Here is a 26,127-nt window from a genome sequence, read left to right as displayed (position 1 = left end):
GCTCCTTAGGGGAGGGGGTGCTGCCGGAGCGGGTCCCGTCCGGGCTCACCGGTCCGCCGCGGCCAGCAGACCGGGGTGGTGGCGGGCGATCAGCTCGGGGAACCCGCGGGTCAGCCCCTTCATCACGTTGTCGCCGTAGCAGGCGAACAGCGGGTTGTCCGGATCGACGACCACGCCGCCGGCCTCGCTGACGTAACGGGTGGGGAGCGGCCGCATCGACCCCTCCAGCCGGGGGCTGTAGAAGAACGGCATGGAGTACCGGTCGACGCCCGGCGCGGGCCGGACGACCCGGTGCACCGTGGCCCGCAGGTAGCCGCGGGTGGCGACTTCGAGCAGTTCGCCCAGGTTCACCACGAACGCGTCCGGTACCACCGGCACGTCCACGAAGTGCTCGCCGTCCACGGCCACCTGGAGTCCGCCCACACTGTCCTGGACGAGCAGGGTGAGCAGCCCCAGGTCCTTGTGGATGCCCGCTCCCTGGTCCGCCGGGTCGACGTCCGCCGCGCCGGCGGGGCCGGGGTAGTGCAGCAGCTTGAAGTGCACCTGCGGATCGGGGTCCACCACCGTGTCCAGGAAGTCCGCCGGTGTTTCGAGCGATTCGAGTATCAGCCGGAGCAGCCGGTGGGACAGGCGCGTCAGCTGGTCCATCCAGTCCAGGACGGCGGGCCGCAGGCCCGGCAGGCCGGCCGGCCACTGGTTGGGGCCGGCCAGCCAGCGGTAGGCCGGTTCGCCGGGGCCCGGGCGGCCGCCTTCCCGCTCGGGGCCGATGTCGAGCTGCTGCCGCTGGTCGGGCACCCCGCGTGTCCGCTCCCTGCCCAGCTCCGAGTAGCCGCGGAAGTGCGGGGAATTGAGGATGTCCAGCGCGCGGCGCTCCTCGTCCGGCAGCGCGAAGAACTCACGGGACAGTTCCATCAGCTCGGCCGCGCCGGTCACGCCGTGCCCCACCAGCTGGAAGAAACCGATGTCGTGGACGGCCGGCCGCAGCCGGTCCAGGAACTCGGCCCGGGCCTCGGGGCCCCGCTCGGCATCCCGGATATCGATGACAGGAAACGTTTCAGACATGGGTGTACCACTCTCTTGACGCGACGACGAACTGACGTGGCGCAGGCCGGCTGCCGGCGAGCCCGGGGCTCAGCGCACGAGGGAGAGCAGCTCGGACCGGGCGGAGCCGTCCTCGGAGAAGACACCGTGGAACGAGGTGGAGGTCATCAGGCCGACGGTCCTGATCCCCCGCATGGTCATGCACAGGTGCTCGCCCTGGCCGATGACGGCGACGTCCGGCGCTTCGGTGATGCTCATGATGTCTTCCGCGATGCCCGACACCAGGCGCTCCTGGACCTGCAGCCGGTGGGCGTGCTGGTGGGCGATGCGGGCGAACTTCGACAGCCCCAGCAGGTGCTTGGCGGACCGGTAGGCAATGGTCAGCGAGCAGTTGAAGGGCAGCAGGTGGTGCTCGCACAGCGACCACACCTTGATGTCCGAGACCACGACCATCTGCCCCGAGGACGTCGTCTCGAAGAGCGTGTCGATGGTGCCGGGGTCGTAGTTGGTGAACTCGCGCCACCACCGCGCGTAGCGGGCCGGCGTGTCCTTGAGGCCCTCGCGGTCCGGGTCCTCGCCGATCTCCGTCAGGAGCCGCCTGGCGAGGCCCTCCAGCGGGTCCGGCGCCTCCGCGCCGGCGGCGCCGGGATCGACGGCCAGGTACTGATCCTCGATCTTCTTGTTGAGCATCTCTCAGACACCCCTCTTCTGTCCCCAGACCAGGGTGTGGAGCCTGGTCGTGATGCTCCAGCCACGGTCGATGACCGCGGACACCAGCGTTTGCATGTGGTCGTCCACTTCTTCTCTGCTCTGCCCCTCGGGCATGATGTAGACAGAAGTGATGTCGAACTTGTCCGTGAATTCGCCGACCTCGTCCAGGTCGGCGACCTCTCGGCAGACGAATTTGAAAGTGCTCGACGGCAGTGCGGCCAGGGCCCGTAAGGCCTCCGGCACGATGCGCATCTCGACGGGGTCTCCCGCGTGTGACAGCTTCGGCGAGACGTTGAAACGTACACCGGCCGCCACTAGACGCTGGTCGGGAACCCGCGTGCCATTGGTCTCGATCTCTATCTCGACACCGTGCCGCATCAGTTCGCCGACGAGCGGCACCAGCCGTTTCTGCTGGTTGAGAGGCTCTCCACCGGAAATCACGACCAGTTCGACGTGATAGTCGAGCAGTCGTTCCGCCACCTTGCCGACCGGCATCCGGTGCAGTTCTTTCTTGGGGTCGAACTTGACCCCCGTATCGCTGCTGCCGGTCCAGTCCCAGGTGTACGGGGTGTCGCACCACCGGCAGGAGAGGTTGCAGCCGCCCAGCCGCACGAATGCGCAGCGACGGCCGATCGAGCGTCCTTCGCCCTGGAAGGCGCTAGGTGGGGCCGAAGATTTCGTTGACTACCAGCTCCGGTTCCACAAGGCATCACCCCCTTTAGAGGTTGTCTCACGTGGTCGTTGGGGCTTTCGGTATCGAACGAAAGGATCAGGGGCGGTACTCGGCCCAGGTCTTCGGCGTCTCGGAGACACGTACCGCCGTGAGCTCCGGGTAGACCGTGCACCACTGCTCGTAGATCCAGATCGCGAGGTTCTCGGCCGACGGGTTGCCCTCCTTCACCACGTCGTTGAGGTGCCGGTGGTCCAGCCACTCGTCGATCCAGCCCTTGATCCCGGACAGGTCTCCGTAGTCACGGACGAATCCCGGTGCGGTCAGCTGGTCGCGCTGGGCGCTGAGTTCCACCTCCACCAGGTAGTTGTGGCCGTGCAGGCGGCCGCACTGGTGTCCGTCGGGCAGGCCGTCCAGCTGGTGGCTGGCCGAGAAGGCGAACTGCTTGGTGATGCGCAGAGTCATCCTCTGGTCCCTTCGTAGGTGGTCGGGTCGTCCACGCCGGCCTCGGTGAAGGCCTCTTGGCGCTCCCAGCAGGCCGCGCAGCGGCCGCAGTGGGCCGCTCCGCCGCGCAGACAGGTCCAGGTCTGCGTCCACGGGACGCGGAGCCGTTCGCCGAGCAGGACGACGTCGCTCTTCTGCAGCCCCGCGAGCGGGGCGAGCAGATCGAGGTCGGGATGTGCGTAGCCCCTGGTCGCCAGGCGCTCCATGGCGATGAAGGATTCGAGGAAGGCCGGCGTGCTGTCGGGGACCGACGTGGCGTCGCCCGCCATGATGCCGATCGCCACCGACTCGGCCTTTTCCACGACGGCGATGGCGAAGGCGACGGCGAGCAGCAGCGCGTTGCGGTTGGGAACGATGTTCGGGCTCTCCCCGTACCCCTCCCAGGTCTGCTCCGGCACGTCGACCGTGGGGTCGGTGAGCGAGGAGCCGCGGAACATGGCGCCCACGGCGCTCAGGTCCGCCACCTGGTGTTCCGCACCGAGCCGAGCCGCCGCCAGGGCGGCGAAGTCGTGCTCCTTGCGGTGGCGTTGGCCGTAGTCGACCGAGAGCAGGTGTACCTCGTTGCCCTGCTCCTTGAGCTGGTGTGCCATGGTTACGGAATCCATGCCACCGGAGACGATGGCGATGACTTTCGACACGGGTGTTCCCCCAGGGTGCGATGATGGGCACTGCCAGGCGTGGTCAGGACAGCGCGGTGCCCTTGGCCGTCACCGCGGCGGCGGCCTCGTCGAGCGCGGCCGCGCAGTCCTTCTCGCTCTCGCCCACGGCGATGACCAGGGCGTAGCGGGAGCGGGCGTTGTCCACGGGCGGCAGCCAGAGCTCCTTGCCCGGCTCCGCCAGCGGCAGTACTTCGTGGATCGAGGCGGGCAGCGCGGCCTCGTCGATCTCGATGGCTTCCAGCTTCAGGTCCCGCTCGGGGTAGAGGAAGCGGACGGCGGCCGCCGCCGGGCCCGCGGGCTGCGGGATCTGCGGTACCACGCCGGCGGCCAGGTCGGCGGCCACCAGGCCGATCTCCATGCCGGTGACGAGTTGACCCAGGTAGGGGATGCGGTCACCACCGATCCGGGCGTTGATCTCCACGACCTTCGGCCCGCCCGCGGTCAGCCGCAGCTCGGTGTGGGTCACGGTGTCCGTGAGGCCGACCGCGGTGTGGGCGTCCTGCAGGACCTTGAGCAGGTCCTCGTCGTGCAGCAGCGGGTCGTCCGCACGGACGGTGTGGCCGACCTCCTCGAAGCCGGGGGCGTAGCCGAGCTCCTTGCGCGCCACGAACAGCGCGGTGAGCCGCCCGTCGCGGCAGAGCGCCTCCACGCTGATCTCCGGGCCGTCCAGGAACTCCTCGACGAGGATGGGCGCCTCCGAACGCGGCACCTCGTCGAACCAGATCCGGCCGGCCTCCTTGTAGGCGTCCTCCAGCTGCTGCGGTCCCGCCACGAAGGTCACCCCGCAACTCGCGGACAGCGCGCGGGGCTTGACCACCACGGGGTAGCCGATCCGCTCGGCGGCGGCCTTGGCCTGCGCCAGGTCGGCGACGGCCACGGACTCGGCCTGCGGCACCCCCGCCTCCTTGAGCGCCCGGCGGCCGAGATACTTGTCCCGGCAGGCGTGCACCGCGGCACGCGGACTGGTGCGCAGCCCCAGCTCGGTGGCCAGCTCGGCGGCGGACTCGACCCGGGTCTCCTCGTACGTCAGCACGCCGGCGAAGGTCTGCCCCGAGGCCCGCGCGATGCCGGCCATCGCCGGGGCGTCCAGCGTGTCGACCACGGTGTAGCCGTCGATGTACGGCTTCTCCCAGGAGGGCGGCGCGGGACACAGCAGGTGCAGCCGGTACCTGGTCACGATGGCACGCAGCACGTACTCGCGCCATGCCTGGCCGCCGCTGCCGACCAGGAGCAGGAGCGGCTTGCCGGACTCCGGCTCTCCGGAGGGGGTGGTGTTCGTCGTCATGGTGCACGTTCCTTGCGTGGGTCGTCGGAGGGCGGGACGTCAGGAGGGTGGGGCCTTCTCGCGGCCGGGGCCGCGCCGGGCAGGTGGAGGTCAGCCGTGGCCGAGCGGCTCGGTCTCGACGACGAGGCGGCCGATGGCTTCCTGCGCGCGGCGCAGCGCGCTGTCCGCGTCGTCGCCGACGGCGAGCGCTTCGCCGCTGCGGTCGTCGGAGCTGCGGGCTTCGCGGACCACGTCGCCCACGGACGCCGAGAGCGAGGCGAACAGCACCCCTTCGCCGGCCTCGGCCGCCGCCTCGCCCCCGGCGGCCGTCACACGCCCCGGCTCCGCGGTGCGGAACCAGATGGCCGCGGCGTTGGCGGACGGCTTGCGCGCCGTGCCGGCGGGCTTGCCGGACAGCCAGGAGAAGGTCAGCTCGTGGATGTCGTGGCCCGCCGCGATCTTGATCAGTTCCACGATCGCGTCTCCGCCGGGGCGGGTGTGCGTCTCGACGAGGCGGGGGCCGCGGGCGGTGAGGATCAGTTCGGTGTGGCCCGGTCCTTCCTCCACGCCGAGGGCGGTCAGTACGGATTTCGTCTCGTCGGCGAGCAGGGTGTGCTCCGCGTCGGTGATGCGGGCCGGCACCACATGGCCGATCTCGACGCAGTGCTCGTTCTTGAATTTCTCGGTGACGGCGAGGATCCGGTGCTCACCGGCGGCGCTGTGCGTCTCGATGCTGAATTCCCGGCCGTCCAGGAACTCTTCGACCACCCAGGGCGCCGTGTCCCCGGTCGCTTCGTCATCGGTGAACGACGAACCGGCCGCGTCGGAAAGGGAAAGGGCGTCGGATATGATGTGGATGTCCTTGCTCGCGCTGCCCCGGCTCGGTTTGAGGATGAGGGGGAAGCCGTTCGCCTTGGCGAAGTTTTCGAGGTCGGACCGGTTGCGGACTTCCGCGGAAGCGACCTGGCCCACCGGTTTTCCGCGCAGTACTTCGCGCATGAGGGCCTTGTCGTTGACCGCGCGGACCGTGTGCAGCGGGTTCGACGGGAGCCCGAGCCGGTCGTTGATCTGTGCGGCGGTTTGAAGGTACGCGTCACCGGCGGTGTACGCAAGGTCGAACGGAAGAAATTCACGGAGCGCGACGGCGGCGCGCAGCGCGAGTTCGGGCGAGAATTCGGGGAACAGGAACGCGGCGTCCGCCAGCTGACGATGCCGGTCGCTCATATCGGCCGTCTGGCCCAAGTAGATGACCTGTAGCCCTGCGTTGCGAGCGGCTTCCAGCGCTTCGGTCCGCTTTCCACCGACAAAAAGTACGCTCTGGACAGCGGAAGTTCGCATCAGTAAGCCCTCCGTAAGGAAACGCCGACGGCGTGAAATGCAGGCTGCGCCGGGGTCGGCGGAGCGGGAGATGGCCGCAGGGCCATGGGATGGAGGTGGCGTCGTGTCGCCACTGTGCGGCGCGCTCGGCCCATTCATCATCAGCCGGTCGGCGCCGTGTTATCTACTGCTGTCTTTTACACCCAAAAAGCAGTCGGCTTATTGTTGCCGGCCGTCCCGTCAGGACCTGAGCAGCTGGACCCGCTCCATCGCCGGAACGGAGCAACCCTGGTTCCGGGGCGGGAGGATGGTGGCGGGGCTCGCCTTCATGGGGCGGAAGATGAGGATGCACAGCCGCGCGCCCGGTGACGAAAGGGGCTGCGCGAGGCACATGTTGATCCAGCCGGGGCCGAGCCGGGCGTGCATCAGGGGGCGTTCCACCTCGTAGGGGTGGTCGACGGCGGTGGCCGAACCGTAGAGCGGGCCGGTGTCCGGGTCCGCGAGCACGGAGGCCTCGAGCCGGCGCAGCACCTCGTCCTCGGGCCGCCCGGCCAGGTCGGCGCGCAGCATGGGCAGCAGGTGCCGGGCCCATGAGTCGGCCCAGTTGGGCAGGAGGTGCCGGCCGTCGAAGAGCAGCCACTCCAGCGTGTTGGAGGGGCAGGTGCCGGGAGCGAAGATGTCCTCGAAGGACTGGTTGTGCGCCAGGACGTTCCATGAAGCGCTCATGACGCAGGCCGCGTGGGAGATGCCCTTGACGGCGTCCTTCCAGAGGTTGGGCACCTTCTCCCCGGACTGCGGGCTGAGCGGGCAGGGCGGATCGCCGATGCCGGCGTACCGGCACAGTGCGGTCCATTCCAGCTCGGAGAGCCGCAGGAGCCGGGCGATGTCGTGCAAGAGGTCGACAGGAGGATGCCGGTACTTGCCCGACTCCAGGCGTTGGTAGGTGCCCAGGCCGCGGTTGAGCAGGAGATCCATCTGGTGCTGGGCGAGGCCGGCGGCGCGCCGGCCCTTGCCGCTGGGGCGGCTGAGCCCGTGGGTTTCCGGGGCTACCGATGCCCGCCGTTCCGTCAACAACGCCCGCAGTGCTTCCGCGTTCATCGTGAGTCCCCCTGTGGTACGGCCTGCCCGTAATTCCGGCGCGTGCGACGCTTGTGGCGCCCGCTCCGGACGTGGGACGGCGTCGTGCGGTTGTCTTGTCACCTCGCGGCCGGTGGGCAGTGCCGGGCACGCGTGTCCTGTGCCGTTGCGGATGTCCATGCGTGCACCACCTCCGTTGCCTGAGGCTCCGGCCCGGTTGTGCCGTTAGCCGACATCATGTGCTCCAGCGGCACAAAGTGTCACTACCCGAGTGACATTTGAGCTTCTTGTGACGGTAGATGCGTCTGATGCGGTTCGCGTTCCCACTGCCGCGCTCCGTCTTCGGCCTCCTGTAGCGCACCCGTCTCCGTCGCGCAAGATCAATTCGCCGAGTGGTTATTCGGTGTAAAACCTGCCGGTGGATAACGCGGCGCGGGCCCCCGCATGATGGCTGGGCCTGGGCGGACAGGCGTGGCCGGGATCCGGGACGAGGGCCCGGAGCGGCCCGGACACCGCGCCCCGGGCGCGACGGTGACGACGCGACACTTTCTGCCTGGGCGTCGGTTCGCCGGGAGCGGGCCGTCCGCGGAGCTCTCGCACGACCGCACACCTGCAAGGTGAAGGGACCAATCATGCTCTCAGCCGAGAAGAACCGGATCCTGTCGGAAGTGGGACCCGGTACGCCGATGGGCGAACTGCTCCGCCGGTACTGGCACCCGATCGCCCCGGTCCTGGAACTGGGCGAGCGGAGCGTCAAGCCCGTCAAGCTGCTCGGCGAGGACCTCGTACTGTTCCGCAAGCCCGACGGAAGCCACGGCCTGATCACCCGGCACTGCCCGCACCGGGGCACCGATCTCAGTACCGGGTGGGTCGACGGCGCCCTCATGCGCTGCCCCTACCACGGCTGGGGCTTCGACGCCGAAGGCCGCTGCGCGAGCCAGCCGTTCGAAGAGGCGGGCCCCTCCGGAGGGTTCCGCGACAAGGCCGGTGTCACCGCCTACCCCACCGCCACGCTCGGCGGACTCGTCTGGGCCTACCTGGGCCCGGACCCGGCACCGCTGCTGCCCGACTTCGAGCTCTTCAGCTGGGAGCACGGGTTCGTCGAGATCATCATGACCGAGCTGCCGTGCAACTGGTTCCAGTGCCACGAGAACGGCATGGACCCCGTGCACTTCGAGTGGCTGCACCTGAACGGGAACGCCGTACGGACCAACCCGGACGACCCCGAGTACGTGCCGCGGCACCTGTCCATCGACTTCCTGGAGTTCGAGTACGGCTTCGTCAACGGCAGGGTCGTGGAGACCCCCGCCGTCCCGCCCAAGGGAACGTACGCGGGGACGAACGACGTGAGCGAGGGCGGCATCCTCTGCCTCTGGCCGTACACGCTCGCCTCCGGCAACACGATCGAGTTCCGCGTCCCGGTGGACGACCGGCGCACCCTCAACATCACGTGGCAGTACTCGGTGCTGCCGGACGACGTGCCCGCCGGGAAGCAGGAGCAGGACAAGATCCCGTACTGGTACGGGCCGCTCACCGACCCGGAGACCGGCGAGATCCTCACCTCGCACACCGGGAACCAGGACTTCTCCGCATGGGTCGGCCAGGGCGCCGTCGCCGACCGCACCACGGAGAGCCTGGGGCGCAGCGACAAGGGCATCACCCTGCTGCGGCGCCGGTTCTTCGAGGCGATGCAGCAGGTCGAGAAGGGCGAGGACCCGCCGGGCACGGTGCGCGACCCCGCGGCCAACGTGAAGATCCAGCTTCCGCTGATGGGCAAGTCCCTCTACACCCGGGGCATGCCGCGCGACGTCTTCGAGGAGAAGCTCGCCGCCCGCAAGAAGAGCGGCCTGTTCGGCATCGGCGGCTTCCTGACGGTCCAGGCGGGACGCCCGGACCACCTGCAGAAGGCGTACGACGAGATCGCCGGCGTCACGCAGACGCCGGCGGAGGACGCCGTGTGACGCCGGGCACGCCGACCGGGCGCGGCGCCACCGGCAAACCCGGGCACGCCGCGCACGTCAGCCGCGCCGATCCGAACCGCTACTACGGCACCCGTTACTACGGCACCCGCGCGGTCCACTCCGGCGAACTGAACTTCCCGCCCGCCAACTCCTGGGCCCGCGTCATCTCCTCCTGGGAGACCGTGCCCGCGCTGCCTCCGTACCGCGCCCGGAAGGAGCCGATCATCCGCTCGATGACCTCGGCGCGCGGCAGCCCGGTCTGCCGGCGCAGCGGGTCCACCCGCTTCTTCGCGCTCCGGGTGCCCTTGTCCGACAGCTTCTCCTTGCCGATCCGCAGCACCTCGACCATCTTGTCCGCGTCGATGTCGTACGACATGGTCACGTGGTGCAGCACCGCGCCGTCACCCGCGACCATGCGCTTCTGGGCAGCTCCGGCGATCTTTCCGGCGTCCGTCGCGATGTCGTTGAGCGGCTTGTACCAGGCGTTGATCCCCATGTCGCCGAGGGCGGCCAGCACCCAGTCGTCGAGATAGGCGTAGCTCTCCGCGAAGGTCAGCCCCTGCACGAGCGAGGCGGGCACGCACAGGGAGTAGGTGATGGTGTTGCCCGGCTCCACGAACATCGCGCCACCACCGCTGATCCGCCGCACCACCGTCACCCCGTGCCGCGCGGCGCCCTCCGGGTCCACCTCGTTGGCCAGCGACTGGAAGCTGCCGATGATCACCGCCGGGCGGTCCCACTCCCACACCCGCAGCGTCGGCGGCCGCCGCCCGGCGGCCACCTCGGCGGTCAGCACCTCGTCCAGCGCCATGTGCAGGGCGGGCGGTTGGGGCTCCTCGTGGACGATCTGCCAGTCGTAGTCGGTCCAGTCGGTGGCCTGGGCGACCGCGCGGCGCACCGCGATGCCGACGGCCTCCGGCGTGAAGCCGAACAGCACGGCGCCGGGCGGCAGCGCCGCGTCGATCCGCGCCGCCAGCCCCCGCGCGTCGGTGTCGGCCGGCGCCCCCTCCAACGCCCCGTTGATGGCGCCCAGCGCCTCGTCCGGCTCCAGGAAGAAGTCCCCGGCGACCCGCACGTCACGCAGCGCCCCGCCCGTCACGTCGAGATCGACGACCACCAGCTTGCCGCCCGGCACCTTGTACTCACCGTGGTGCTTGCCCTGCACGGCGCATCCTCCCGCTGTCCTGTTCCGGCGCACGACCCGGACGGCCGGCAGCCGGGACAACCGTAGCGCCGGCGACGGCATTCCCGGCAAAGGGGGCGGTTCAGGAACCGGTGCCCTCGGCGGCGAGGGTGGCGAGCAGGGCGGGGAGGGCGGTCCCGATGGGGGTGCGAATCGTTTCCGCGGCCAGGTCGTCGTACGGGGTGGGCTCGGCGTTCACGATGACCAGCCGGGCGCCGTTTTCGGCGGCCACCCCCGCGAGCGAGGCGGCGGGCTGGACCTGGAGGCTCGTGCCCACCGCGATGAAGACGTCGGCCGCCTTGGCCACGCTCGTCGCCGTACCGAGCACCTGGGGGTCGAGCCGCTCGCCGAACATCACCGTCGCCGACTTCAGGATGCCCCCGCAGACGGCGCACGCCGGATCGGGGTCGCCCGCGGCCACCCGGGCGAGGGCCTCGGACATCGGCGACCGGGCGTGGCAGCGGGTGCAGGCGGCGGTGCGGGCCGTGCCGTGCAGTTCCAGGACCTTGCGGTCCGGTACGCCCGCGAGCTGGTGCAGCCCGTCGACGTTCTGCGTGATGACACGGACCGGTACGCCGGACCGCTCCAGCCGGGCGATCGCCTCGTGGGCCGCGTTCGGCCGGGCGCGCAGGGCCGGGCTGTCCTGCCGCATCCGCCAGGAACGGCGCCGGATGTCCGGGTCGCTCATGTAGTACTCGTACGTCACCAGCTTCTCCGCCTCGGGGTCCCGCCGCCACAGCCCGTTCGGCCCGCGGTAGTCCGGGATGCCGGAGTCGGTGGAGATGCCGGCGCCGCTGAGAATCGCCACCAGGGGGCGCCGGGCGGAGTCGTGGGAGGTCGGGGCGCTGGCGGGATCCGTACCGGTCATGCCGCGAGCGTATGCAGCGGCTGCGGGGACGGCGAGCGGATTTGCCGGCGTCCTCGTGGGTGGCCCGGTGCCTTCGGGGCGCCCGGTGGCATCGTCGGGCCCGGGGCGGGGGAGAGGGCGGGAGAGAGTTCGTTCATCGAAGCGAGGAGCCACGTGTTCACCACCCGTCCCACCCTCCAGGGAACCTTCGGCATGGCCGCGACCACGCACTGGCTGGCCTCGCAGTCCGCGATGGCCGTGCTGGAGGACGGTGGCAACGCCTTCGACGCGGCGGTGGCCGCCGGGTTCGTGCTGCATGTCGTCGAGCCGCACCTGAACGGTCCGGCGGGGGAGGTGCCGATCGTGTTCGCGCCGGCGGGCGGGCCGGTGCGGGTGCTGTGCGGCCAGGGCCCGGCCCCCGCGGGGGCGAGCGTGGCGCACTACACCTCGCTCGGGCTCGGGCTGGTGCCCGGCACCGGGCCGCTCGCCGCCGCCGTGCCCGGCGCGTTCGACGCGTGGATGCTGCTGTTGCGCGATCACGGCACCAAGTCCCTCGGCGAGGTGCTCAAGTACGCCGTCGGGTACGCGGAGCACGGGCACCCGGCCGTCGAGCGGGTCGGCGAGACGGTCGCGACGGTACGGGAACTGTTCGAGACGGAGTGGATATCGTCCGCCGAGATCTACCTTCCGCAGGGGCGGCCGGTCGCGCCCGGCGGGCTGCTCAGGAACCGGCCGCTGGCGGCCACCTGGCGCCGTCTGACCCGTGAGGCCGAGGCCGCCGAGGCCGGCCGGGAGGCGCGGATCGACGCCGCGCGGCGGATCTGGCGCGAGGGCTTCGTCGGCGAGGCGCTGGCCGCCTTCGCCGCCCGGCCTGCCATGGACACCTCCGGCGAGCGGCACGCCGGCACGCTCACGGGCGACGACCTCGCGGCCTTCTCCGCGACGTACGAGGACCCGGTGACGTACGACTGGAACGGGTGGACGGTGGCGAAGGCCGGGGGCTGGTCGCAGGGGCCGGTGCTGCTCCAGCAGCTCGCCCTGCTGCCGCCTGAGCTGCCCGAGTACGGGAGCGCCGAGTACGTGCACCTGCTCATCGAGGGCTGCAAGCTGGCCATGGCCGACCGCGAGGCGTGGTACGGCGACGCGGCCGAGGTGCCGCTCGGGACGCTGCTGAGCGAGGACTACAACGCGGCGCGGCGGGCCCTGATCGGCGAGCGCGCCTCGTACGGGCTGCGGCCCGGCAGCCCGGACGGCCGCGCGCCCCGGCTGGGCAAGCACGCCCTGGCGGTCGCGGCGGGCGAGGACGCCGCCGGAGCGCCGGGCGCCGGCAGCGGCGCGGGCGAGCCCACCGTGGCCGGGCCCGGCACGCCCGGTGCCGCGCCCGTCATCGCGCCCGAGGTCGACCGGAGCGGTGCCACCCGCGGCGACACCTGCCACATCGACATCGTGGACCGCTGGGGCAACATGGTCTCCGCGACGCCCTCCGGCGGCTGGCTCCAGTCCAACCCGGTGGTCCCCGCGCTCGGCTTCCCGCTCGGCACGCGCCTGCAGATGGCGTGGCTGGAGGAGGGGCTGCCGAACTCGCTGACGCCCGGCCGCCGGCCGCGCACCACCCTCACGCCGTCGCTGGCGCTGCGCGACGGCGTGCCGGTGATGGCTTTCGGCACCCCGGGCGGCGACCAGCAGGACCAGTGGCAGCTGCACTTCCTGCTCGCCGCGACCCTGCGCGCGCCGGTGCGCGGGGGCTTCGATCTCCAAGGCGCCATCGACGCCCCGAACTGGCACAACGACTCCTTCCCCGGCTCCTTCTTCCCGCGCGCCATGCGGCCGGGCGCCGTCACCGTCGAGTCCCGGATCGGCGCGGAGGTGATCGGGGGGCTGCGGCGCCGCGGGCACGCGGTGACCGTGGGCGACCCGTGGTCGGAGGGGCGGCTGTCCGCGGTGGCGCGGGACCCGGAGACCGGGGTGCTGTCGGCGGCGGCGAACCCGCGGGGGATGCAGGGGTACGCGGTGGGGCGGTAGGGGAGCGGCGGTGGAGGCAGGGGCGGCCCCCGCCGGGCCCGGCTCCGGCATCCGGAGTTCACCTCCTGTCCAGGCCCTGTGTCAGTGGGTCGTGGTTCGATGGAGTCATGATCGAAGCGATTCACACGGATACGGGAGACACGACGGACTCGACGCAAGCGACGCGCACCGCCGAGGAGGTGCTGCGAGCGCTCGACACGGCAGCGGTGGAGGACGCCGTCCGCAAGGCGGCGGCGGCCGAGATCATGCCGAGGTTCCGGCAGCTCGCCGCCCACGAGGTGGTGGAGAAGAACGGCCCGCACGACCTCGTCACGGTCGCCGACCGGCTGGCCGAGGAGCACCTGACCGCCGCCCTGACGACCCTGCTGCCCGGCTCGCTGGTGGTCGGCGAGGAGGCGGTGCACGCCGACCCTGCCGTGCTCGGAGCGCTGGGCGGCGACGCGCCGGTATGGATCGTCGACCCGGTCGACGGCACCCGCCAGTTCGTGCACGGCGACCCGGGCTTCGCCACGCTCGTCACCCTGGCGCTCCGCGGCGAACTGCTGGCCTCCTGGACGTACGCGCCCGCCCTCGACCTGATGGCCACCGCCCGCCGCGGCGCCGGCGCCGAGCTGAACGGGACGCCGCTGCGCCCGGGGTCCCCGGCGGCCGGTGCGGTGCTGGACGTGGCGATATCGCACTACGACTTCACCACCGACGAGCAGAAGCGGGTGCTGGCCGCCCTGGAGACCGCCGGCATCGCCCCGCGCCCCTGCGGCTCGGCGGGCCTGGAGTACCTGCACATCGCGCAGGGCCGGATCGACGCGGTGGCCTTCAGCTGGGAGAACGCGTGGGACCACGCGGCCGGGCTGCTGCTCGTCCACGAGGCGGGCGGCGCCAGCGGTACGGTCGCTGGCGAGCCGTTCCGGATAGCCGGCGGCAACGCGCTGCCCTTCACCGCGGCACGGGACGCGGCGACGGCCCGGCGTATCCTCGGACTGCTGGCGGCCGCCGACTGATCCTCAAGGGCGAGGGTCGCACACGAGGGGAGTGGCGCAGGTGCCGACGATGCTCGATGCCGTGGTGATCGGGGCGGGCCCCAACGGGCTGACGGCGGCCGTCGAACTGGCCCGCCGCGGCCTGGCCGTCGAGGTCTTCGAGGCCCACGACACCATCGGGGGCGGCGCCCGTACCGAGGAGCTGACCCTCCCGGGCTTCCGGCACGACCCCTGCTCGGCGGTGCACCCGCTCGCCGTGGGCTCGCCCGCGTTCGCCGCCCTGGGGCTGGAGCGGTACGGCTTGCGGTGGCTGCACCCGGAGCTGCCACTGGCGCACCCCTTTCCCGACGGTACGGCGGCGGTGCTCGCCCGTTCCGTCGGCGAGACGGCGATGTCCCTCGGCGCGCACGACGCCGGGACGTACCGCAGGCTGCTCGCGCCCTTCGTCGGCAAGTGGGACACCCTCGCCGCGGACTTCCTGCGCACCCAGTGGCTCGGCCTGCCGCGCGACCCGGTGACGTACGCCCGGTTCGGCCTGGCCGCGGCCCAGCCGGCCGCGCTCCTCAACCGCCGCTTCCGGGACCAGAAGGCGCGCGGCCTGTTCGCCGGCCTCGCCGCCCATGTCATCGCGCCGCTCAGCAGCCCCGGCACGGGCGGCGCCGCCCTCATGTTCGCCCTGGCCGCGCACGCGGGCGGCTGGCCGGTCCCGCGCGGCGGCTCCCAGGCCATCCCCGACGCCCTGGCCGCGCTGCTGCGCCTGCACGGCGGCGTGGTGCACACGGGGTACGAGGTCAAACGGTTGGACGACCTGCCCCCGGCCCGCGCGTACGTCTTCGACACCTCGCCGACCGCCCTGGCCCGGATCGCGGGGCTCGGCAACGCCTACCGCGGAGTACGGTACGGCCCCGGCGTCTTCAAGATCGACTACGCGCTGTCCGGCCCGGTGCCGTGGACGTCGCACGCCGCCCGGCGGGCCGGCACCGTGCACCTCGGCCCCACCAGCGGCGAGATCGGCACCGCCCTGCGCGCCGCCGCCGACGGCCGTGCGCCGTCCGTCCCCTTCCTGATCACCTCGCAGCCGAGCCTGGTCGACCCCACCCGCGCCCCCGAGGGCAAGCACACCTTCTGGGTGTACGGCCACGTCCCGCACGGCTGGGAGGGCGACGCGACGGAGGCGGTGGAACGCCAACTGGAGCGGTTCGCACCCGGGTTCCGCGACCTGGTGCTGGCCCGCGCCGTCGCCGGGCCGCCCCGGCTGGCCGCCCGCAACGCCAACTACGTGGGCGGGGACATCGGCGCGGGCTCGGCGGCGGGCCTCGGCCTGGTCGTCCGGCCCAAGCTGTCCCGCGTCCCGTACACCACCGCCCACCCGGCGGTCTTCCTGTGCTCCCAGTCCACCCCGCCGGGCCCCGGCGTCCACGGCATGCCGGGCCACCACGCCGCCAGGACGGTCTGGCGCCGCCTGCGCCCCACCGGCTGACCCGGGGCCGCCGGATATCGCGTGCCGCGGCGTCGCCGGAGGGGCAGACTCGCTCCATGGCGGACATGCGGGCGTCGGCGGACATGGGTGCGTTCCGGGACGCGGTCGGCTGCTGGGCGGCCGGCGGCCCCGGCGGCCCGGCGGGCGACCTGGCCGTACGGCTGGGGGTGCGCACGGCGGTGCTGCTGGAAGGGCCGAGTGACCTCGCGGCCGTCGAGGCGCTGGCCGTACGGCGTGGCCGCGACCTGACCGCCGAGGGGGTGTGCGTCGTGCCGATGGGCGGGGCGATGAGCGTCGGCCGCTACGCCGCCCTCCTCGGGCCGCCCGGCCTCGGACTGCGCCTGGCGGGGCTGTGCGACGAGAACGAACAGCGCTTTTACGACCGTGCTTTGGAGCGCGCACGGGCACCGCGCCGGGGCTTCTTCGTGTGTGTGGCGGACCTGGAGGACGAACTCGTCCGCGCGCTGGGCACGGCGAGGGCCGAGGAGATCGTCGCGGCGGAGGGCGACCTGCGCTCCTGGCAGACCTTTCTGCACCAGCCCGCACAGCACGGCCGGTCCCGGCAGCGGCAGTTGCGGCGCTTCCTCGGTACGAAGAAGGGCCGCAAGATCCGCTACGGCCGCCTCCTCGTCGAGGCCCTCGCCCCCGGACAGGTGCCGGACCCGCTCGACGACCTCCTCGCGAGCCTCTGAGCGATGCGCTCAGAGGTCCAGCACCAGCCGCGGGCCCAGCGCGCGGGAGACGCAGGCGTACATCCGGCCCTCGGGGGCGCCGACGTCGTCCCGGTGCTCGACCTCCCCGTCGAGAACGGTGATCTCGCAACTGCCGCAGACGCCTTCACGGCACCCGGACGACACGGGGAGCCCGGCATGGTCCAGGGCGTTCAGCAGCGACTCGTCGGCATCCACGTGGACCGTCCGCCCCGACCGGGCGCACGCGACCTCGAAAGCCGTGTCAGGGGCGAATACCTTGGGCGTCGGCTGGAACCGTTCCATGCGCAGCTGTTCCGCCGGGAAGGCGGCCTCCGCCGCCGCGAGCATGGAGGCCGGGCCGCAGCAGTAGACCAGCGTGCCGGGTTCCAGCTCCGCCGCCAGCGCCCGGAGGTCCGGCCTGCCGTGCTGCCGCGTGGCGACGACGCGTACGGCGTCGCCGTAGGTGGAGCGCAGTTCGTCCGCGAAGGGCATGGTGTCGGCCGACGGCCCCACGTACACGAGTGAGGCGGGCAGCCCCGCCCCGGCCGTCGCACGCAGCATCGGCAGGACGGCGGTGATGCCGATGCCCCCGGCGAGGAAGAGGTAGCGCGGCGCGGGGACGAGGGGGAAGTGGTTGCGGGGCAGCGACACGCCGAGCGGGCGGCCCAGGCGCAGGAAACGGTGGATGTATTCGGAGCCGCCCCGGCTGAGCGGCTCGTACCGCACGGCGAGGCGGTAGGTCTCCAGGGCCGCCGGGTCGCCGCACAGTGAGTACTGCCGGGTCAGCCAGTTCGGCAGGGCCACGTCGACGTGGGCGCCCGGCTCCCAGGGCGCCAGCGGCCCGTCGGCGCCGCGCAGAACGAGGGAGACGACGTCTTCGGTGACCCGGTCGATGCGGTCGATGACGGTCCGCTGCATCGGTGATTCCCTTTCCTGCGCGGTCAGTAGAGCTTGCGGTAGGACTCTTCGAGGACGGCTTCGAACTGCTTCGGGTCGACGTCGGGCCCGAGCTGCGTGGCGGCGATCTCGCCGGCCGGCGGCATCTCGTCGGCGAGGGCCTGGCTCGCCGGGTCCCACAGCCGGGACCGTATGAGCGCACGGCCGCAGTGGAAGTACGCCTCGGCCACCTCGACGACGATCGCCAGGTCCGGTTCCTTGGCCTCGGTGCGCATCCGGGTGAGCACGTCGGGCTCGTCGGTGGGGTAGGCGCTGCCGTTGACCCGCAGCGTCTCCCGCACCCCGGGGACCAGGAAGAGCAGGCCGACCCCGTCGTTCTCCGCGATGTTGCGGAAGGAGTCGGCGATCTTGTTGCCCGGCCGGTCGGGCAGCGCGAGCGTGTACGGGTCGAGGACCTTCACGAACCCCGGGTAGTCGCCGCGCGGTGAGCAGTCGGCGCGTCCCGCCGCGTCCGCCGTGGCCAGCGACACGAAGGGCGACAGCGCGATGAAGCGGCGGGAGAGATCGTCGATGTGGTCGTGGATCTTGTCCTTGACCATGGCGTGGGGCGTGCCGAGCCGGGCGCGTACCTCGTCGGGGGACAGCCGCCTGGGCCTGGTCCCGGTAGGGGTCATGAGGACTCCTTAAGTGCTCCGTCGCAGCTCATGGCACTATTGTGAGTAATTGCTCAGGTCCTCGCCACTCGCTTTCGAGGGGCCGCCCGGGAGGTGCCATGACAGCGGACCGCCGCGGACTCCAGCCACGTAAACAGCCACGCCAGGCCCGCGCCGAAGCCACCAGGCAGCGCATCCTCACCGCGGCTGCTCACGTTTTCGCCGAGTACGGCTACGCCGCGGGAACCACCAACCGCATCGCCGAGCGGGCACGCGTCTCGATCGGCTCGCTGTACCAGTACTACCCGAACAAGGACGCGATCCTGATGGAGCTGGTGACCCGGCACCTCGACGCCGGGATCGCCGCCGCCGACAGCCACCGGGACGGGCAGCTGCCCGAATCCCTGGAAGAGACCATCCGCCTCTTCGTGCGCACCTCGATAGGCAACCACCTCGACGATCCCCAACTGCTGCGCGTCATGGCCGAGCAGGCGCCCAGGGCCCCCGAACTGCTCGACAAGATCTACCGGCACAAGCAGGCGCGCACCGCCTACGTGCACGACCTGATCGCCGGACACCCCGAGGTCGAAGTCGAGGACACGCAGGTCGCCGCCCGGCTCGTCGTGGCCACGATCGAACTCGTCGTCCACCAGCTCCTCGCCGCACCGGACCCCGTCGACGTCACCCGCTTTGAGAACGAACTCGTCGCCATGCTCACCGGCTACCTCACAACGGCCCGGTGACGTCCCCGCCGCCGCCCGGCGGCCGGGCCATGATGGCCGTATGACCGCACACACCCCCGCCCTCGCCCTCGTCGCGGGCGACATCACCGAACAGCAGGTGGACGCCGTCGTGAACGCCGCCAACTCCTCGCTCCTGGGCGGCGGGGGCGTGGACGGCGCCATCCACCGGCGCGGCGGGCCCGAGATCCTCGCGGAGTGCCGCGCGCTGCGCGCCTCGCACTACGGACGGGGGCTGGGCACCGGCCAGGCCGTGGCGACCACGGCCGGCCGGCTGCCGGCCCGCTGGGTGATCCACACCGTCGGCCCCGTCTGGACCGGGTCCGAGGACCGCTCGGACCTGCTCGCCTCCTGCTACCGCGAGTCGCTGCGGGTCGCCGACGAGCTGGGCGCCCGTACCGTCGCCTTCCCCGCCGTCTCCACCGGGGTCTACCGGTGGCCCCTGGACGACGCGGCCCGCATCGCCGTCGAGACGGTGCGGGCCGCCAGGACGGCCGTGGCCGAGGTGCGCTTCGTCCTCTTCGGCGAGCGGGCGTACGAGGCGTTCGCCGCCCGGGTGGGCTGACCGGCCGCGGGCCGCGACCGTACGGTGCTCCCGCTCAGCCGGACGCGATCCGCGCCGACACGCACGGATCTTCGTTGCGGTAGCCGAGGCGGTCGTAGAGCCGCTCGGCGGGCGCGTTGTCGGCCAGCTGCCACAGCGTGCAGAACCCGTGCCGGCGCACGGTGTGCCGGGTCAGCCACGACGTCAGCGCCGCGCCGAGCCCCTGCCCGCGCTGGGCGGCGTCGGTCGCGACCGACGCCATCAGCGGGGCGCCGCTGTCCCGCAGGCTGCTCATGGCGCCGCAAGCCACCAGCCGCCCGTCCGCGCCGCGGATGCCGGCCCAGAGGCTGACGTCCGCGGAGCCGGGACCGGTCGAGTGGGCCGGGCTGTGCTCGTTGAGGAAAGCGAGCAGCTCGTCGTGGTGGCTCTCGTCGAGTGTGACCACCCGGTCCTCCGCGGGGTGGACGGCCGGTTCCTCCAGCGTCCAGCGGAAGATCCACTCGACGACGTCGGTCACCGCCAGGTGCCGGCCGGCCAGCGTCTCGGTGCCGCGCGGCCCGGTGAACTCCCGTACGCGGTCGGGCAGGCCCTGCGCGGCCCGCACGACGAGGCCGGCGGCGGCGCCGGGTTCGCCGACGCTCCACACGTGCCCGCGGGCCTCGTCGAGCCAGGCGGCGGCACCGGCGCCGGACCAGCCGATCCGGTCGGCGGGCCGCTGCCGCGCGGCGCCGAATCGCAGGAGGGCGGCACCCTCCTGGAGCTCCAGGCCCTGCGTGAACAGGTCCGCGGTCCGGGGAAGAAGAGTCGTTGCCTGCATCACTCTCTGGAAAAGGACGTAGGGAGGGGAACGACTCCGGACACGCGAGGGCGCGGCCGGAACCGTCCGTCTGAAGTAGGGGGTCCCGGCAGCGGCAGCGCACGCGGCGCGCCCGGCCGACCGGGTCGGCCCACTCTCGCATACGGGCCCCGGCCCGAAGCAAATTCGCGGCGGGTGCCGTATGCCACCCCGGGGCGGCGCGCCCGGATCGCGACAGTCCGCGGCGCCCCCGCTGGTCACCGCACGCTGATGTCGGAAAACCGCCAGCCCGGCGCTCGTGGCTGCCGGATGCTGGAGACATGCACACCGACTTCGAGCGCTGTCTGCGCGCCGTACAGTCCAAGGACGCCAGGTTCGACGGCTGGTTCTACACGGCGGTGCGCACCACGCGCATCTACTGCCGCCCCAGTTGCCCGGTGGTGCCTCCCAAACCCGAGAACATGACCTTCTACCCGAGCGCCGCCGCCGCTCAGCAGGCCGGATACCGCGCCTGCAAGCGGTGCCGCCCGGACGCCAGCCCCGGTTCGCCGCAGTGGGACGAGCGCGCCGACCTCGTGGCGCGGGCCATGCGGCTGATCGCCGACGGCATCGTGGACCGCGAGGGCGTCCCCGGGCTCGCCGCCCGGCTCGGCTACAGCACCCGCCAGGTCGAGCGGCAGCTGCTGGCCGAGCTCGGCGCAGGCCCGCTCGCGCTGGCCCGCGCGCAGCGCGCCCAGACCGCCCGGCTGCTCATCGAGACCAGCGAACTCCCCATGGCGGACGTGGCGTTCGCCGCCGGGTTCGCCAGCATCCGCACCTTCAACGAGACCGTGCGGGAGGTGTTCGCGCTCGCGCCGAGCGAGCTGCGGCGGCGCGCCAGGCCCGGTGCCGGCGCCGCCCTGCCCGGCATGCTCGCCCTGCGGCTGCCCTTCCGGCAGCCGCTGTGCCCCGACAACCTCTTCGGGCACCTGGCCGCGACCGCCGTACCGGGCGTGGAGGAGTGGCGGGACGGCGCGTACCGGCGCACGCTCGGCCTTCCGTACGGGCACGGCATCGTCGCCCTCAGCCCGCGCCCCGGCCACATCGACTGCCGGCTCTCCCTCACCGACCTGCGCGACCTCGCCGGAGCCATCGCGCGCTGCCGCCGGTTGCTCGACCTGGACGCCGACCCGGAGGCGGTCGACGGGCTGCTGGGCGAGGACCCCGTGCTGGCCCCGCTCGTCGGCAAGGCGCCGGGGCGGCGGGTGCCGCGCACGGTGGACGCGGACGAGTTCGCGGTCCGTGCCGTACTGGGCCAGCAGGTGTCCACCGCCGCCGCCCGTACGCACGCCGGCCGGCTGGTCGCCGCGCACGGGGAGCGGATCGACGATCCGGCGGGCGGCCTCACCCGCCTCTTCCCGCCGGCCGCGGCCCTCGCCGGCCTCGACCCCGAAGCGCTGGCCATGCCGCGCACCCGGCGCGCCACGCTCACCGGGCTGATCGGCGCCCTGGCCGGCGGCGACGTCCAGCTCGGCGTCGGCACCGACCGCGAGCGGGCCCGCGCCCAGCTCGCCGCGCTGCCCGGCGTGGGCCCGTGGACCGTCGAGTGCATCGCCATGCGGGCCCTCGGCGACCCGGACGCCTTCACGCCGACCGACCTCGGCCTGCGCCGTGCCGCCGCCCACCTCGGGCTGCCCGCCACCCCGGCGGCGCTCGTCCGGCACTCGGCGCGCTGGCGCCCGTGGCGCGCGTACGCCGTCCAGTACCTCTGGGCCACCGACGACCACCCCATCAACCACCTCCCCACCGACTGAGGCGCACCATGTCCGTTCCCGTTCCCGAAGCCACCGGCGGCGAGCGCTGCCACGCCGTCCTGCCCGACACCCCGTACGGCCCGCTGACCCTCGTGGCCGAGGGGGACACCCTCGTCGGCCTCTACATGACCGATCAGCGCCACCGCCCGCCCCAGGAGTCCTTCGGCCCGCCGGAGGACCCACTGGCCCCGCCCTTCGCCGAGACCGTCCGGCAGCTCCGCGCCTACTTCGACGGCACCCTGACCGGCTTCGACCTGCCGCTCGCCCCGCGCGGAACGCCCTTCCAGCGGGTCGTCTGGGACGCCCTGCGCGAGATCCCGTACGGCGCGACGCTCTCGTACGGGCAGCTCGCCGAGCGCATCGGCAAGCCCTCGGCGGCTCGCGCGGTCGGCCTCGCCAACGGCAAGAACCCGATCGGCATCATCATCCCCTGCCACCGCGTCATCGGCGCGAGCGGAAGCCTCACCGGCTACGGCGGCGGACTCGACCGCAAGCGCCTGTTGCTGGACTTCGAACGGGGCGGAGCGCAGGGGGCGCCGGGCGGGTCAGGCCCCGGCGGGCGGCAGCTGGTGATCGGGGAGGAGTGAGGAGTACGGTCGCCCCGGGCCACCGGCCCGAGCCGGTCACTCGGAGCCGTCCACCACCGCACGTACCTCCGCCACCAGTTGCTCGGCGGCTTCCAGTGAACGCGTCAACTCGGCCCCGGTACGGCCGAGTCCGCCCAGCAGCGCGCCCGCCCGCTCCGCGAAGCCGGGCGGCGTGCCGGGCAGGGACGCCGCTGCCGCGAGCGCGCCCTTCTCGTTGACGCACCAGGTCCGGTGGTGGGCGTGCAGCGCCTGTGTCAGGTCGCCCACCGCCCGGGCCAGGCACAGCGCGGCGTGCAAGGTGTCCGCGGACGCGGCCGACTTGCCCGCGATGGCCACGGAGAACCCGGCGTCCCAGACCGCCGTGCCCGTCAGCGCGGCCCGCAGTGGCTCCGGGTACTCGCGCGTCTCCTCTCGCAGCCGGCCCAGTTCGCCGGTGGGGTCGGCCAGCAGGCGTGCCAGGGCCAGTTCGCCCGCGTACGCCGGGGACCAGAACCCCAGCGGATGGCCCACCTGGGCACCGATCTCGAACCGGCCCGCCCGGCACTCCTGCCACACCCGTGACACCCGGTCGGCATCCCGCAGAAGCCAGTCGACACGGCTGCCGTCCGGCATCACCAGCCAGGCGCCGCCGTTGACCCAGTCCCCCCACGCGCCCGGCGCGTGTATCTCCACGGGGGAGCCGGTGACCTCCGCCGCCAGGTCCGCGAGGGCCGGCAAGTCGGGTTCGCCGCGGTAGTAGACGCCCAAGTCCCAGTCGGAGTCCGGGCGGTGGGTGCCCCTGGCCCGGCTCCCTCCCAGCGTCACACCGATGACGCCGGGCACCTTCGCCAGGGCGGCCGCCCCGCTCTCCGCCCAGTAGTCCTCACGCGACTCGTGCGCCCGCCCGGAGCGGTCCGTGCTCTCCTTCATGCCGGCCAGCCTAGGACGCCGCCACCCACCGCCGCACGGCCGTTTCTCAGCGCAGCAGGGTGCGCACGTCCGCCAGCAGGTCCACCTGGTGGCGCCAGTCACCGCCCGCGAACCTCATCAGGATGCGGCTGACGCCCGCGCCGCAATAGCTGTGCAGGCGTTCCGCGGCCTCCTGGAGCCCGCCGGTCACGGGTACGTCCACGAAGCGTCCGGCCGGGGAGCCGTGGGCGGCGGCGAGGCGTGCCGCGATGTCCGCCCGGCCGGGCAGGCCCGGTTCCGTACCGAGTACGCCGGTGGTGCCGACGGCGACAACCGGGAGCTTACGGCCGTGTACGACGGCGAGTTCGGCCAGCCGCACCGCGCCCTCGGCCACCTCGGCGGACGGCGCCAGGGAAGGGAACCAGCCGTCGCCCAGCCGCGCGGCGCGCCGTATCGCGGTGGGGGAGTTGCCCCCGATCCAGACCGGCGGCACCGGCACGGCGGGCACCGGACCGGCCTCCGCGCCTGAGGCCTCGTACGGCAGCGGCACCGGCTCGCCCGCGAGCAGCCGGGGCAGCAGCCGCAGCGCCGAGTCCGTCCGGCGGCCCCGTTCCTCGTACGGCACGCCGGCCGCCGCCCACTGCTCGCGCCCGCCGCCCGGCTCCACGCCCAGCACCAGCCGCCCGTCCGCGACGTGCTGGAGGCTCGCGATCCGCCGGGCGGCCAGGGCCAGCGGCCGCAGCGCCGGTACGCCCACCCCGCCGACGACGGTGACGCGCCCGGTCGCGCCGGCCGCCGTCGCCAGCGCCACCGCGGCGTCCGGCGACGCCGCGCCGCCCGCCGGACGGTCCCCGTGCGAGACGAGGTCGAGCCCGGCCTGTTCCGCGTGCCGGGCCGCGTCCGCGAGGCCGAGCTTCTGCGCGCGTTGCACGGCGGGCGACGGCAGCACCACGCCCACCGCCAGGCGGCCCGGCGGGACCGCGGAGTCCGGGAGAAACGTCATACGACGACGATGCAACTTCAAGGGGACTTGAGGTCAAGGGGACGTTCCCGTGTCGTCCCCCGCCCGCTTGGCGTCCGCGGCCCGCCGCAGCCGCGGGTGCCGGCCCCGCCCCTGCTCGGTGATCGTCTCGCCGACGATGGTGCGCACCGCGTCCCGCAGCCCGTGCAGCGCCTGGTGGCGCGCGGGCCCGGCGCCGGGGTCCTCGCGCAGCTCCTTCAGCAGCGCCCAGCACAGCGCCAGCATCACGAACACGAACGGCAGCGCGACCAGGATCGTCGCCGTCTGGAGCGAGTCCAGCCCGCCGGCCACCAGCAGCACCGCGGCGACCGCGGCCATCAGGATGCCCCAGGTGACCACCAGCCAGGTCCGCGGGTGCAGCGCGCCCCGGCTGGTCAGCGACCCCATGACCAGGGAGGCGGAGTCGGCGCTGGTGATGAAGTACGTCATCACCAGGATCATCGCCACCCAGGAGGTGACGGTGCCGGCCGGCAGCGCGTCCAGCATCCCGAACAGCGACGCCTCCGCGTCCTTGGCGTTCCCGGCCAGGTCGGCGCGGCCACTGGCGTCCAGCCGGATCGCGCTGCCGCCCATGACGCAGAACCAGACCATCGTCGCGGCGCTGGGCACCAGCAGTACGCCGAACAGGAACTCGCGGATGGTGCGGCCGTGGGAGATGCGGGCGATGAACGTGCCGACGAACGGGGCCCAGGACAGCCACCACGCCCAGTAGAAGATCGTCCAGGCGCCGAGCCAGCCCGCGTCGGTGAACGCGCCCGTCCGCGAGGCCATCGGCAGCAGGTCGTCGAGGTAGCCGCCGACGCTCGCCGGGATGCTGTCCAGGACGTACACCGTCGGGCCGAGCACGAAGACGAACAGCATCAGCAGCGCGGCCAGCACGATGTTGAGGGTGGACAGCCACTTGACGCCCTTGTGCAGCCCGGAGAAGGCCGACGCCACGAACGCGGCGGACAGCGCGGCGATGATGACCAGCTGCACGGCCGTGCCGTCCGCCGCGCCGGTGGTGATGTTGAGGCCCTTGGCGACCTGGAGGGCGCCGAGGCCCAGGCTGGTGGCCGTGCCGAAGACCGTCGCGAAGACGGCCAGCAGGTCGATCAGGTGACCCAGCCGCCCGCCGGCCCGCCGCTCGCCGATCAGCGGTACGAACGCGGAACTGAGCCGGTTGCTGCGTCCCTTGCGGAAACCCGCGTAGGCCAGTGCGAGGCCCGCGATGCCGTAGATGGCCCACGGCGTCAGCGTCCAGTGGAAGAACGAGTACCCCAGCGCGGTACGGGCCGCGGCGCCGCTCTGCGGGGCGACACCGCTCGCGGGTGGCGGGGAGACGTAGTGCTGGAGGGGTTCGCCCACGCCGTAGAACATCAAGCCGATTCCCATGCCGGCGCTGAACATCATCGCGATCCACGCGAGATTTCCGAATTCCGGCTCCGCGTCGTCCTTGCCGAGCCGGATTCTGCCGAAACGGCTGAATGCGATGAGAACGCACATGACGAGAAAGGCGTCGGCGGCCACCACGAAAAGCCAGCCGAAATTCCCCAGCACCCAGTTCAGCGCGGTACCGCTGACCGATTCGAAATTCTTCTTGCCCAGGGCCGCCCAGGCCACCACCGCGACGACCGCGGCGGCGCCGACACCGACCAGGACGAGGTCGGGCGGCGGGTCGTGCGCCGCGCCTCCCGGCACGGGTTCCGGCGTCGGTTCCTCGGACGTCTGCGCGCTCATGGCGTCCCACTATGACCTGAAAGGGGCGCTATGCCGGATGGGCGCGCCGTGCGGCGTCCCCGGTCCCTGTTCGCCGCGCCCCGC

Annotated in this window: 25 protein-coding genes; 9 read left to right on the top strand and 16 right to left on the bottom strand. The window is 72.6% G+C overall.

The window, feature by feature from the left end; genetic code table 11:
- Positions 1-45: 45 nt before the first annotated feature.
- From ACH4K4_RS03370 to ACH4K4_RS03335, 8 genes are all read right to left on the bottom strand, one after another.
- Entirely contained in the window at positions 46-1,062 is a 1,017-nt protein-coding gene (locus ACH4K4_RS03370) for an isopenicillin N synthase family dioxygenase (RefSeq protein ID WP_398164427.1), read from the bottom strand.
- A gap of 69 nt (positions 1,063-1,131) precedes the next feature.
- Positions 1,132-1,731 carry a GTP cyclohydrolase I gene (folE, locus tag ACH4K4_RS03365; protein WP_398164426.1) on the bottom strand — a complete coding sequence of 200 codons (600 nt, stop codon included), beginning with the start codon at positions 1,729-1,731 and terminating at the stop codon, positions 1,132-1,134.
- Positions 1,732-1,734: 3 nt separating this feature from the next.
- The gene (locus tag ACH4K4_RS03360) at positions 1,735-2,364 is read right to left on the bottom strand and encodes a 7-carboxy-7-deazaguanine synthase QueE (RefSeq protein WP_398164424.1); all 630 of its coding nucleotides are present in this window, start codon (positions 2,362-2,364) and stop codon (positions 1,735-1,737) included.
- Positions 2,365-2,521: 157 nt separating this feature from the next.
- Entirely contained in the window at positions 2,522-2,887 is a 366-nt protein-coding gene (locus ACH4K4_RS03355) for a 6-pyruvoyl trahydropterin synthase family protein (protein WP_398164423.1), read from the bottom strand.
- Entirely contained in the window at positions 2,884-3,564 is a 681-nt protein-coding gene (locus ACH4K4_RS03350) for a 7-cyano-7-deazaguanine synthase (RefSeq protein ID WP_398164422.1), read from the bottom strand. The genes ACH4K4_RS03355 and ACH4K4_RS03350 overlap by 4 nt, the downstream gene beginning before the upstream one ends.
- A 43-nt stretch (positions 3,565-3,607) precedes the next feature.
- Complete coding sequence (locus tag ACH4K4_RS03345) at positions 3,608-4,870, bottom strand: ATP-grasp domain-containing protein (protein ID WP_398164421.1); 1,263 nt, start codon at positions 4,868-4,870, stop codon at positions 3,608-3,610.
- Between the two features lie 90 nt (positions 4,871-4,960).
- Positions 4,961-6,187 carry an ATP-grasp domain-containing protein gene (locus tag ACH4K4_RS03340; protein WP_398164420.1) on the bottom strand — a complete coding sequence of 409 codons (1,227 nt, stop codon included), beginning with the start codon at positions 6,185-6,187 and terminating at the stop codon, positions 4,961-4,963.
- A 219-nt stretch (positions 6,188-6,406) separates the two neighbouring features.
- Entirely contained in the window at positions 6,407-7,264 is an 858-nt protein-coding gene (locus ACH4K4_RS03335; RefSeq protein WP_398164419.1) for an XRE family transcriptional regulator, read from the bottom strand.
- 611 nt (positions 7,265-7,875) lie between these two features.
- Between ACH4K4_RS03335 and ACH4K4_RS03330 the strand changes: the two genes are divergently transcribed.
- Complete coding sequence (locus ACH4K4_RS03330; RefSeq protein ID WP_398164418.1) at positions 7,876-9,204, top strand: Rieske 2Fe-2S domain-containing protein; 1,329 nt, start codon at positions 7,876-7,878, stop codon at positions 9,202-9,204.
- Positions 9,205-9,301: 97 nt separating this feature from the next.
- On the opposite strand, the gene ACH4K4_RS03325 is transcribed toward ACH4K4_RS03330, so the two are convergent.
- Together ACH4K4_RS03325 and ACH4K4_RS03320 are read right to left on the bottom strand one after the other, a co-directional pair.
- Complete coding sequence (locus tag ACH4K4_RS03325) at positions 9,302-10,369, bottom strand: biotin/lipoate A/B protein ligase family protein (protein ID WP_398164416.1); 1,068 nt, start codon at positions 10,367-10,369, stop codon at positions 9,302-9,304.
- Positions 10,370-10,469: 100 nt separating this feature from the next.
- Positions 10,470-11,255, bottom strand: coding sequence for an SIR2 family NAD-dependent protein deacylase (locus ACH4K4_RS03320; RefSeq protein WP_398164415.1), 786 nt, complete (start codon positions 11,253-11,255; stop codon positions 10,470-10,472).
- Between the two features lie 153 nt (positions 11,256-11,408).
- Here ACH4K4_RS03320 and ACH4K4_RS03315 point away from each other — a divergent pair, with 153 nt between their 5' ends.
- The 4 genes from ACH4K4_RS03315 (at position 11,409) to ACH4K4_RS03300 (ending at position 16,405) form a co-directional block, all read left to right on the top strand.
- Positions 11,409-13,256: a gamma-glutamyltransferase family protein gene (locus ACH4K4_RS03315; RefSeq protein WP_398164414.1), complete on the top strand. Its 1,848-nt coding sequence runs from the start codon at positions 11,409-11,411 to the stop codon at positions 13,254-13,256.
- Between the two features lie 107 nt (positions 13,257-13,363).
- The gene (locus tag ACH4K4_RS03310; RefSeq protein WP_398164413.1) at positions 13,364-14,254 is read left to right on the top strand and encodes an inositol monophosphatase family protein; all 891 of its coding nucleotides are present in this window, start codon (positions 13,364-13,366) and stop codon (positions 14,252-14,254) included.
- 49 nt (positions 14,255-14,303) lie between these two features.
- Positions 14,304-15,713: a phytoene desaturase family protein gene (locus ACH4K4_RS03305; protein ID WP_398164412.1), complete on the top strand. Its 1,410-nt coding sequence runs from the start codon at positions 14,304-14,306 to the stop codon at positions 15,711-15,713.
- A gap of 56 nt (positions 15,714-15,769) precedes the next feature.
- Positions 15,770-16,405 carry a TOPRIM nucleotidyl transferase/hydrolase domain-containing protein gene (locus ACH4K4_RS03300; protein ID WP_398164410.1) on the top strand — a complete coding sequence of 212 codons (636 nt, stop codon included), beginning with the start codon at positions 15,770-15,772 and terminating at the stop codon, positions 16,403-16,405.
- 9 nt (positions 16,406-16,414) lie between these two features.
- Here the strand turns inward: ACH4K4_RS03300 and ACH4K4_RS03295 are convergent, their stop codons facing one another.
- Both ACH4K4_RS03295 and ACH4K4_RS03290 read right to left on the bottom strand, forming a co-directional pair.
- A complete protein-coding gene (locus tag ACH4K4_RS03295; protein ID WP_398164409.1) occupies positions 16,415-17,323 on the bottom strand; it encodes a PDR/VanB family oxidoreductase in 909 nt (302 codons plus the stop codon).
- A 23-nt stretch (positions 17,324-17,346) separates the two neighbouring features.
- A complete protein-coding gene (locus ACH4K4_RS03290) occupies positions 17,347-17,976 on the bottom strand; it encodes an MSMEG_1061 family FMN-dependent PPOX-type flavoprotein (protein ID WP_398164407.1) in 630 nt (209 codons plus the stop codon).
- A gap of 98 nt (positions 17,977-18,074) precedes the next feature.
- Here ACH4K4_RS03290 and ACH4K4_RS03285 point away from each other — a divergent pair, with 98 nt between their 5' ends.
- Together ACH4K4_RS03285 and ACH4K4_RS03280 are read left to right on the top strand one after the other, a co-directional pair.
- On the top strand, positions 18,075-18,698 hold the full coding sequence (locus ACH4K4_RS03285) for a TetR/AcrR family transcriptional regulator (protein ID WP_398164406.1): 624 nt from the start codon (positions 18,075-18,077) through the stop codon (positions 18,696-18,698).
- A 40-nt stretch (positions 18,699-18,738) separates the two neighbouring features.
- Positions 18,739-19,260 (top strand): O-acetyl-ADP-ribose deacetylase, encoded by a 522-nt coding sequence (locus ACH4K4_RS03280; protein ID WP_398164404.1) that lies wholly within the window; start codon positions 18,739-18,741, stop codon positions 19,258-19,260.
- 34 nt (positions 19,261-19,294) lie between these two features.
- Here ACH4K4_RS03280 and ACH4K4_RS03275 read toward each other — a convergent pair whose 3' ends face one another.
- The gene (locus ACH4K4_RS03275) at positions 19,295-20,056 is read right to left on the bottom strand and encodes a GNAT family N-acetyltransferase (RefSeq protein WP_398164403.1); all 762 of its coding nucleotides are present in this window, start codon (positions 20,054-20,056) and stop codon (positions 19,295-19,297) included.
- A 299-nt stretch (positions 20,057-20,355) separates the two neighbouring features.
- On the opposite strand from ACH4K4_RS03275, the gene ACH4K4_RS03270 reads away from it, so the two are divergent.
- Both ACH4K4_RS03270 and ACH4K4_RS03265 read left to right on the top strand, forming a co-directional pair.
- Positions 20,356-21,828, top strand: a complete 1,473-nt coding sequence (locus tag ACH4K4_RS03270; protein ID WP_398164402.1) for an AlkA N-terminal domain-containing protein — start codon at positions 20,356-20,358, stop codon at positions 21,826-21,828.
- 8 nt (positions 21,829-21,836) lie between these two features.
- Entirely contained in the window at positions 21,837-22,415 is a 579-nt protein-coding gene (locus tag ACH4K4_RS03265) for a methylated-DNA--[protein]-cysteine S-methyltransferase (protein ID WP_398164401.1), read from the top strand.
- Positions 22,416-22,451: 36 nt separating this feature from the next.
- Here the strand turns inward: ACH4K4_RS03265 and ACH4K4_RS03260 are convergent, their stop codons facing one another.
- The 3 genes from ACH4K4_RS03260 to ACH4K4_RS03250 are packed head-to-tail and all read right to left on the bottom strand — an operon-like array spanning position 22,452 to position 26,043.
- Positions 22,452-23,324: a nucleotidyltransferase domain-containing protein gene (locus ACH4K4_RS03260; protein ID WP_398164400.1), complete on the bottom strand. Its 873-nt coding sequence runs from the start codon at positions 23,322-23,324 to the stop codon at positions 22,452-22,454.
- A 46-nt stretch (positions 23,325-23,370) separates the two neighbouring features.
- A complete protein-coding gene (locus ACH4K4_RS03255) occupies positions 23,371-24,306 on the bottom strand; it encodes an LLM class flavin-dependent oxidoreductase (protein ID WP_398164398.1) in 936 nt (311 codons plus the stop codon).
- 33 nt (positions 24,307-24,339) lie between these two features.
- On the bottom strand, positions 24,340-26,043 hold the full coding sequence (locus ACH4K4_RS03250) for a BCCT family transporter (protein ID WP_398164397.1): 1,704 nt from the start codon (positions 26,041-26,043) through the stop codon (positions 24,340-24,342).
- Between the last annotated feature and the right edge of the window lie 84 nt (positions 26,044-26,127).

The sequence above is a fragment of the Streptomyces sp. NPDC017529 genome, assembly GCF_044329785.1.
Taxonomy (GTDB): domain Bacteria; phylum Actinomycetota; class Actinomycetes; order Streptomycetales; family Streptomycetaceae; genus Streptomyces.
Note: the sequence above shows the minus strand (reverse complement) of the source record. Positions and strands in the feature narration are given on the sequence as shown.

Bases quoted from the DNA above. Each gene is read 5' to 3' on its own strand.
- ACH4K4_RS03295 (WP_398164409.1), bottom strand. From the start codon at position 17,323: ATGCAGCGGACCGTCATCGACCGCATCGACCGGGTCACCGAAGACGTC.
- ACH4K4_RS03345 (WP_398164421.1), bottom strand. From the start codon at position 4,870: ATGACGACGAACACCACCCCCTCCGGAGAGCCGGAGTCCGGCAAGCCG.
- ACH4K4_RS03250 (WP_398164397.1), bottom strand. From the start codon at position 26,043: ATGAGCGCGCAGACGTCCGAGGAACCGACGCCGGAACCCGTGCCGGGA.
- ACH4K4_RS03290 (WP_398164407.1), bottom strand. From the start codon at position 17,976: ATGACCCCTACCGGGACCAGGCCCAGGCGGCTGTCCCCCGACGAGGTA.
- folE (WP_398164426.1), bottom strand. From the start codon at position 1,731: ATGCTCAACAAGAAGATCGAGGATCAGTACCTGGCCGTCGATCCCGGC.
- ACH4K4_RS03355 (WP_398164423.1), bottom strand. From the start codon at position 2,887: ATGACTCTGCGCATCACCAAGCAGTTCGCCTTCTCGGCCAGCCACCAG.
- ACH4K4_RS03280 (WP_398164404.1), top strand. From the start codon at position 18,739: ATGACCGCACACACCCCCGCCCTCGCCCTCGTCGCGGGCGACATCACC.
- ACH4K4_RS03305 (WP_398164412.1), top strand. From the start codon at position 14,304: ATGCTCGATGCCGTGGTGATCGGGGCGGGCCCCAACGGGCTGACGGCG.
- ACH4K4_RS03335 (WP_398164419.1), bottom strand. From the start codon at position 7,264: ATGAACGCGGAAGCACTGCGGGCGTTGTTGACGGAACGGCGGGCATCG.
- ACH4K4_RS03340 (WP_398164420.1), bottom strand. From the start codon at position 6,187: ATGCGAACTTCCGCTGTCCAGAGCGTACTTTTTGTCGGTGGAAAGCGG.
- ACH4K4_RS03275 (WP_398164403.1), bottom strand. From the start codon at position 20,056: ATGCAGGCAACGACTCTTCTTCCCCGGACCGCGGACCTGTTCACGCAG.
- ACH4K4_RS03255 (WP_398164398.1), bottom strand. From the start codon at position 24,306: ATGACGTTTCTCCCGGACTCCGCGGTCCCGCCGGGCCGCCTGGCGGTG.
- ACH4K4_RS03265 (WP_398164401.1), top strand. From the start codon at position 21,837: ATGTCCGTTCCCGTTCCCGAAGCCACCGGCGGCGAGCGCTGCCACGCC.
- ACH4K4_RS03330 (WP_398164418.1), top strand. From the start codon at position 7,876: ATGCTCTCAGCCGAGAAGAACCGGATCCTGTCGGAAGTGGGACCCGGT.
- ACH4K4_RS03260 (WP_398164400.1), bottom strand. From the start codon at position 23,324: ATGAAGGAGAGCACGGACCGCTCCGGGCGGGCGCACGAGTCGCGTGAG.
- ACH4K4_RS03285 (WP_398164406.1), top strand. From the start codon at position 18,075: ATGACAGCGGACCGCCGCGGACTCCAGCCACGTAAACAGCCACGCCAG.
- ACH4K4_RS03270 (WP_398164402.1), top strand. From the start codon at position 20,356: ATGCACACCGACTTCGAGCGCTGTCTGCGCGCCGTACAGTCCAAGGAC.
- ACH4K4_RS03310 (WP_398164413.1), top strand. From the start codon at position 13,364: ATGATCGAAGCGATTCACACGGATACGGGAGACACGACGGACTCGACG.
- ACH4K4_RS03320 (WP_398164415.1), bottom strand. From the start codon at position 11,255: ATGACCGGTACGGATCCCGCCAGCGCCCCGACCTCCCACGACTCCGCC.
- ACH4K4_RS03300 (WP_398164410.1), top strand. From the start codon at position 15,770: ATGGCGGACATGCGGGCGTCGGCGGACATGGGTGCGTTCCGGGACGCG.
- ACH4K4_RS03370 (WP_398164427.1), bottom strand. From the start codon at position 1,062: ATGTCTGAAACGTTTCCTGTCATCGATATCCGGGATGCCGAGCGGGGC.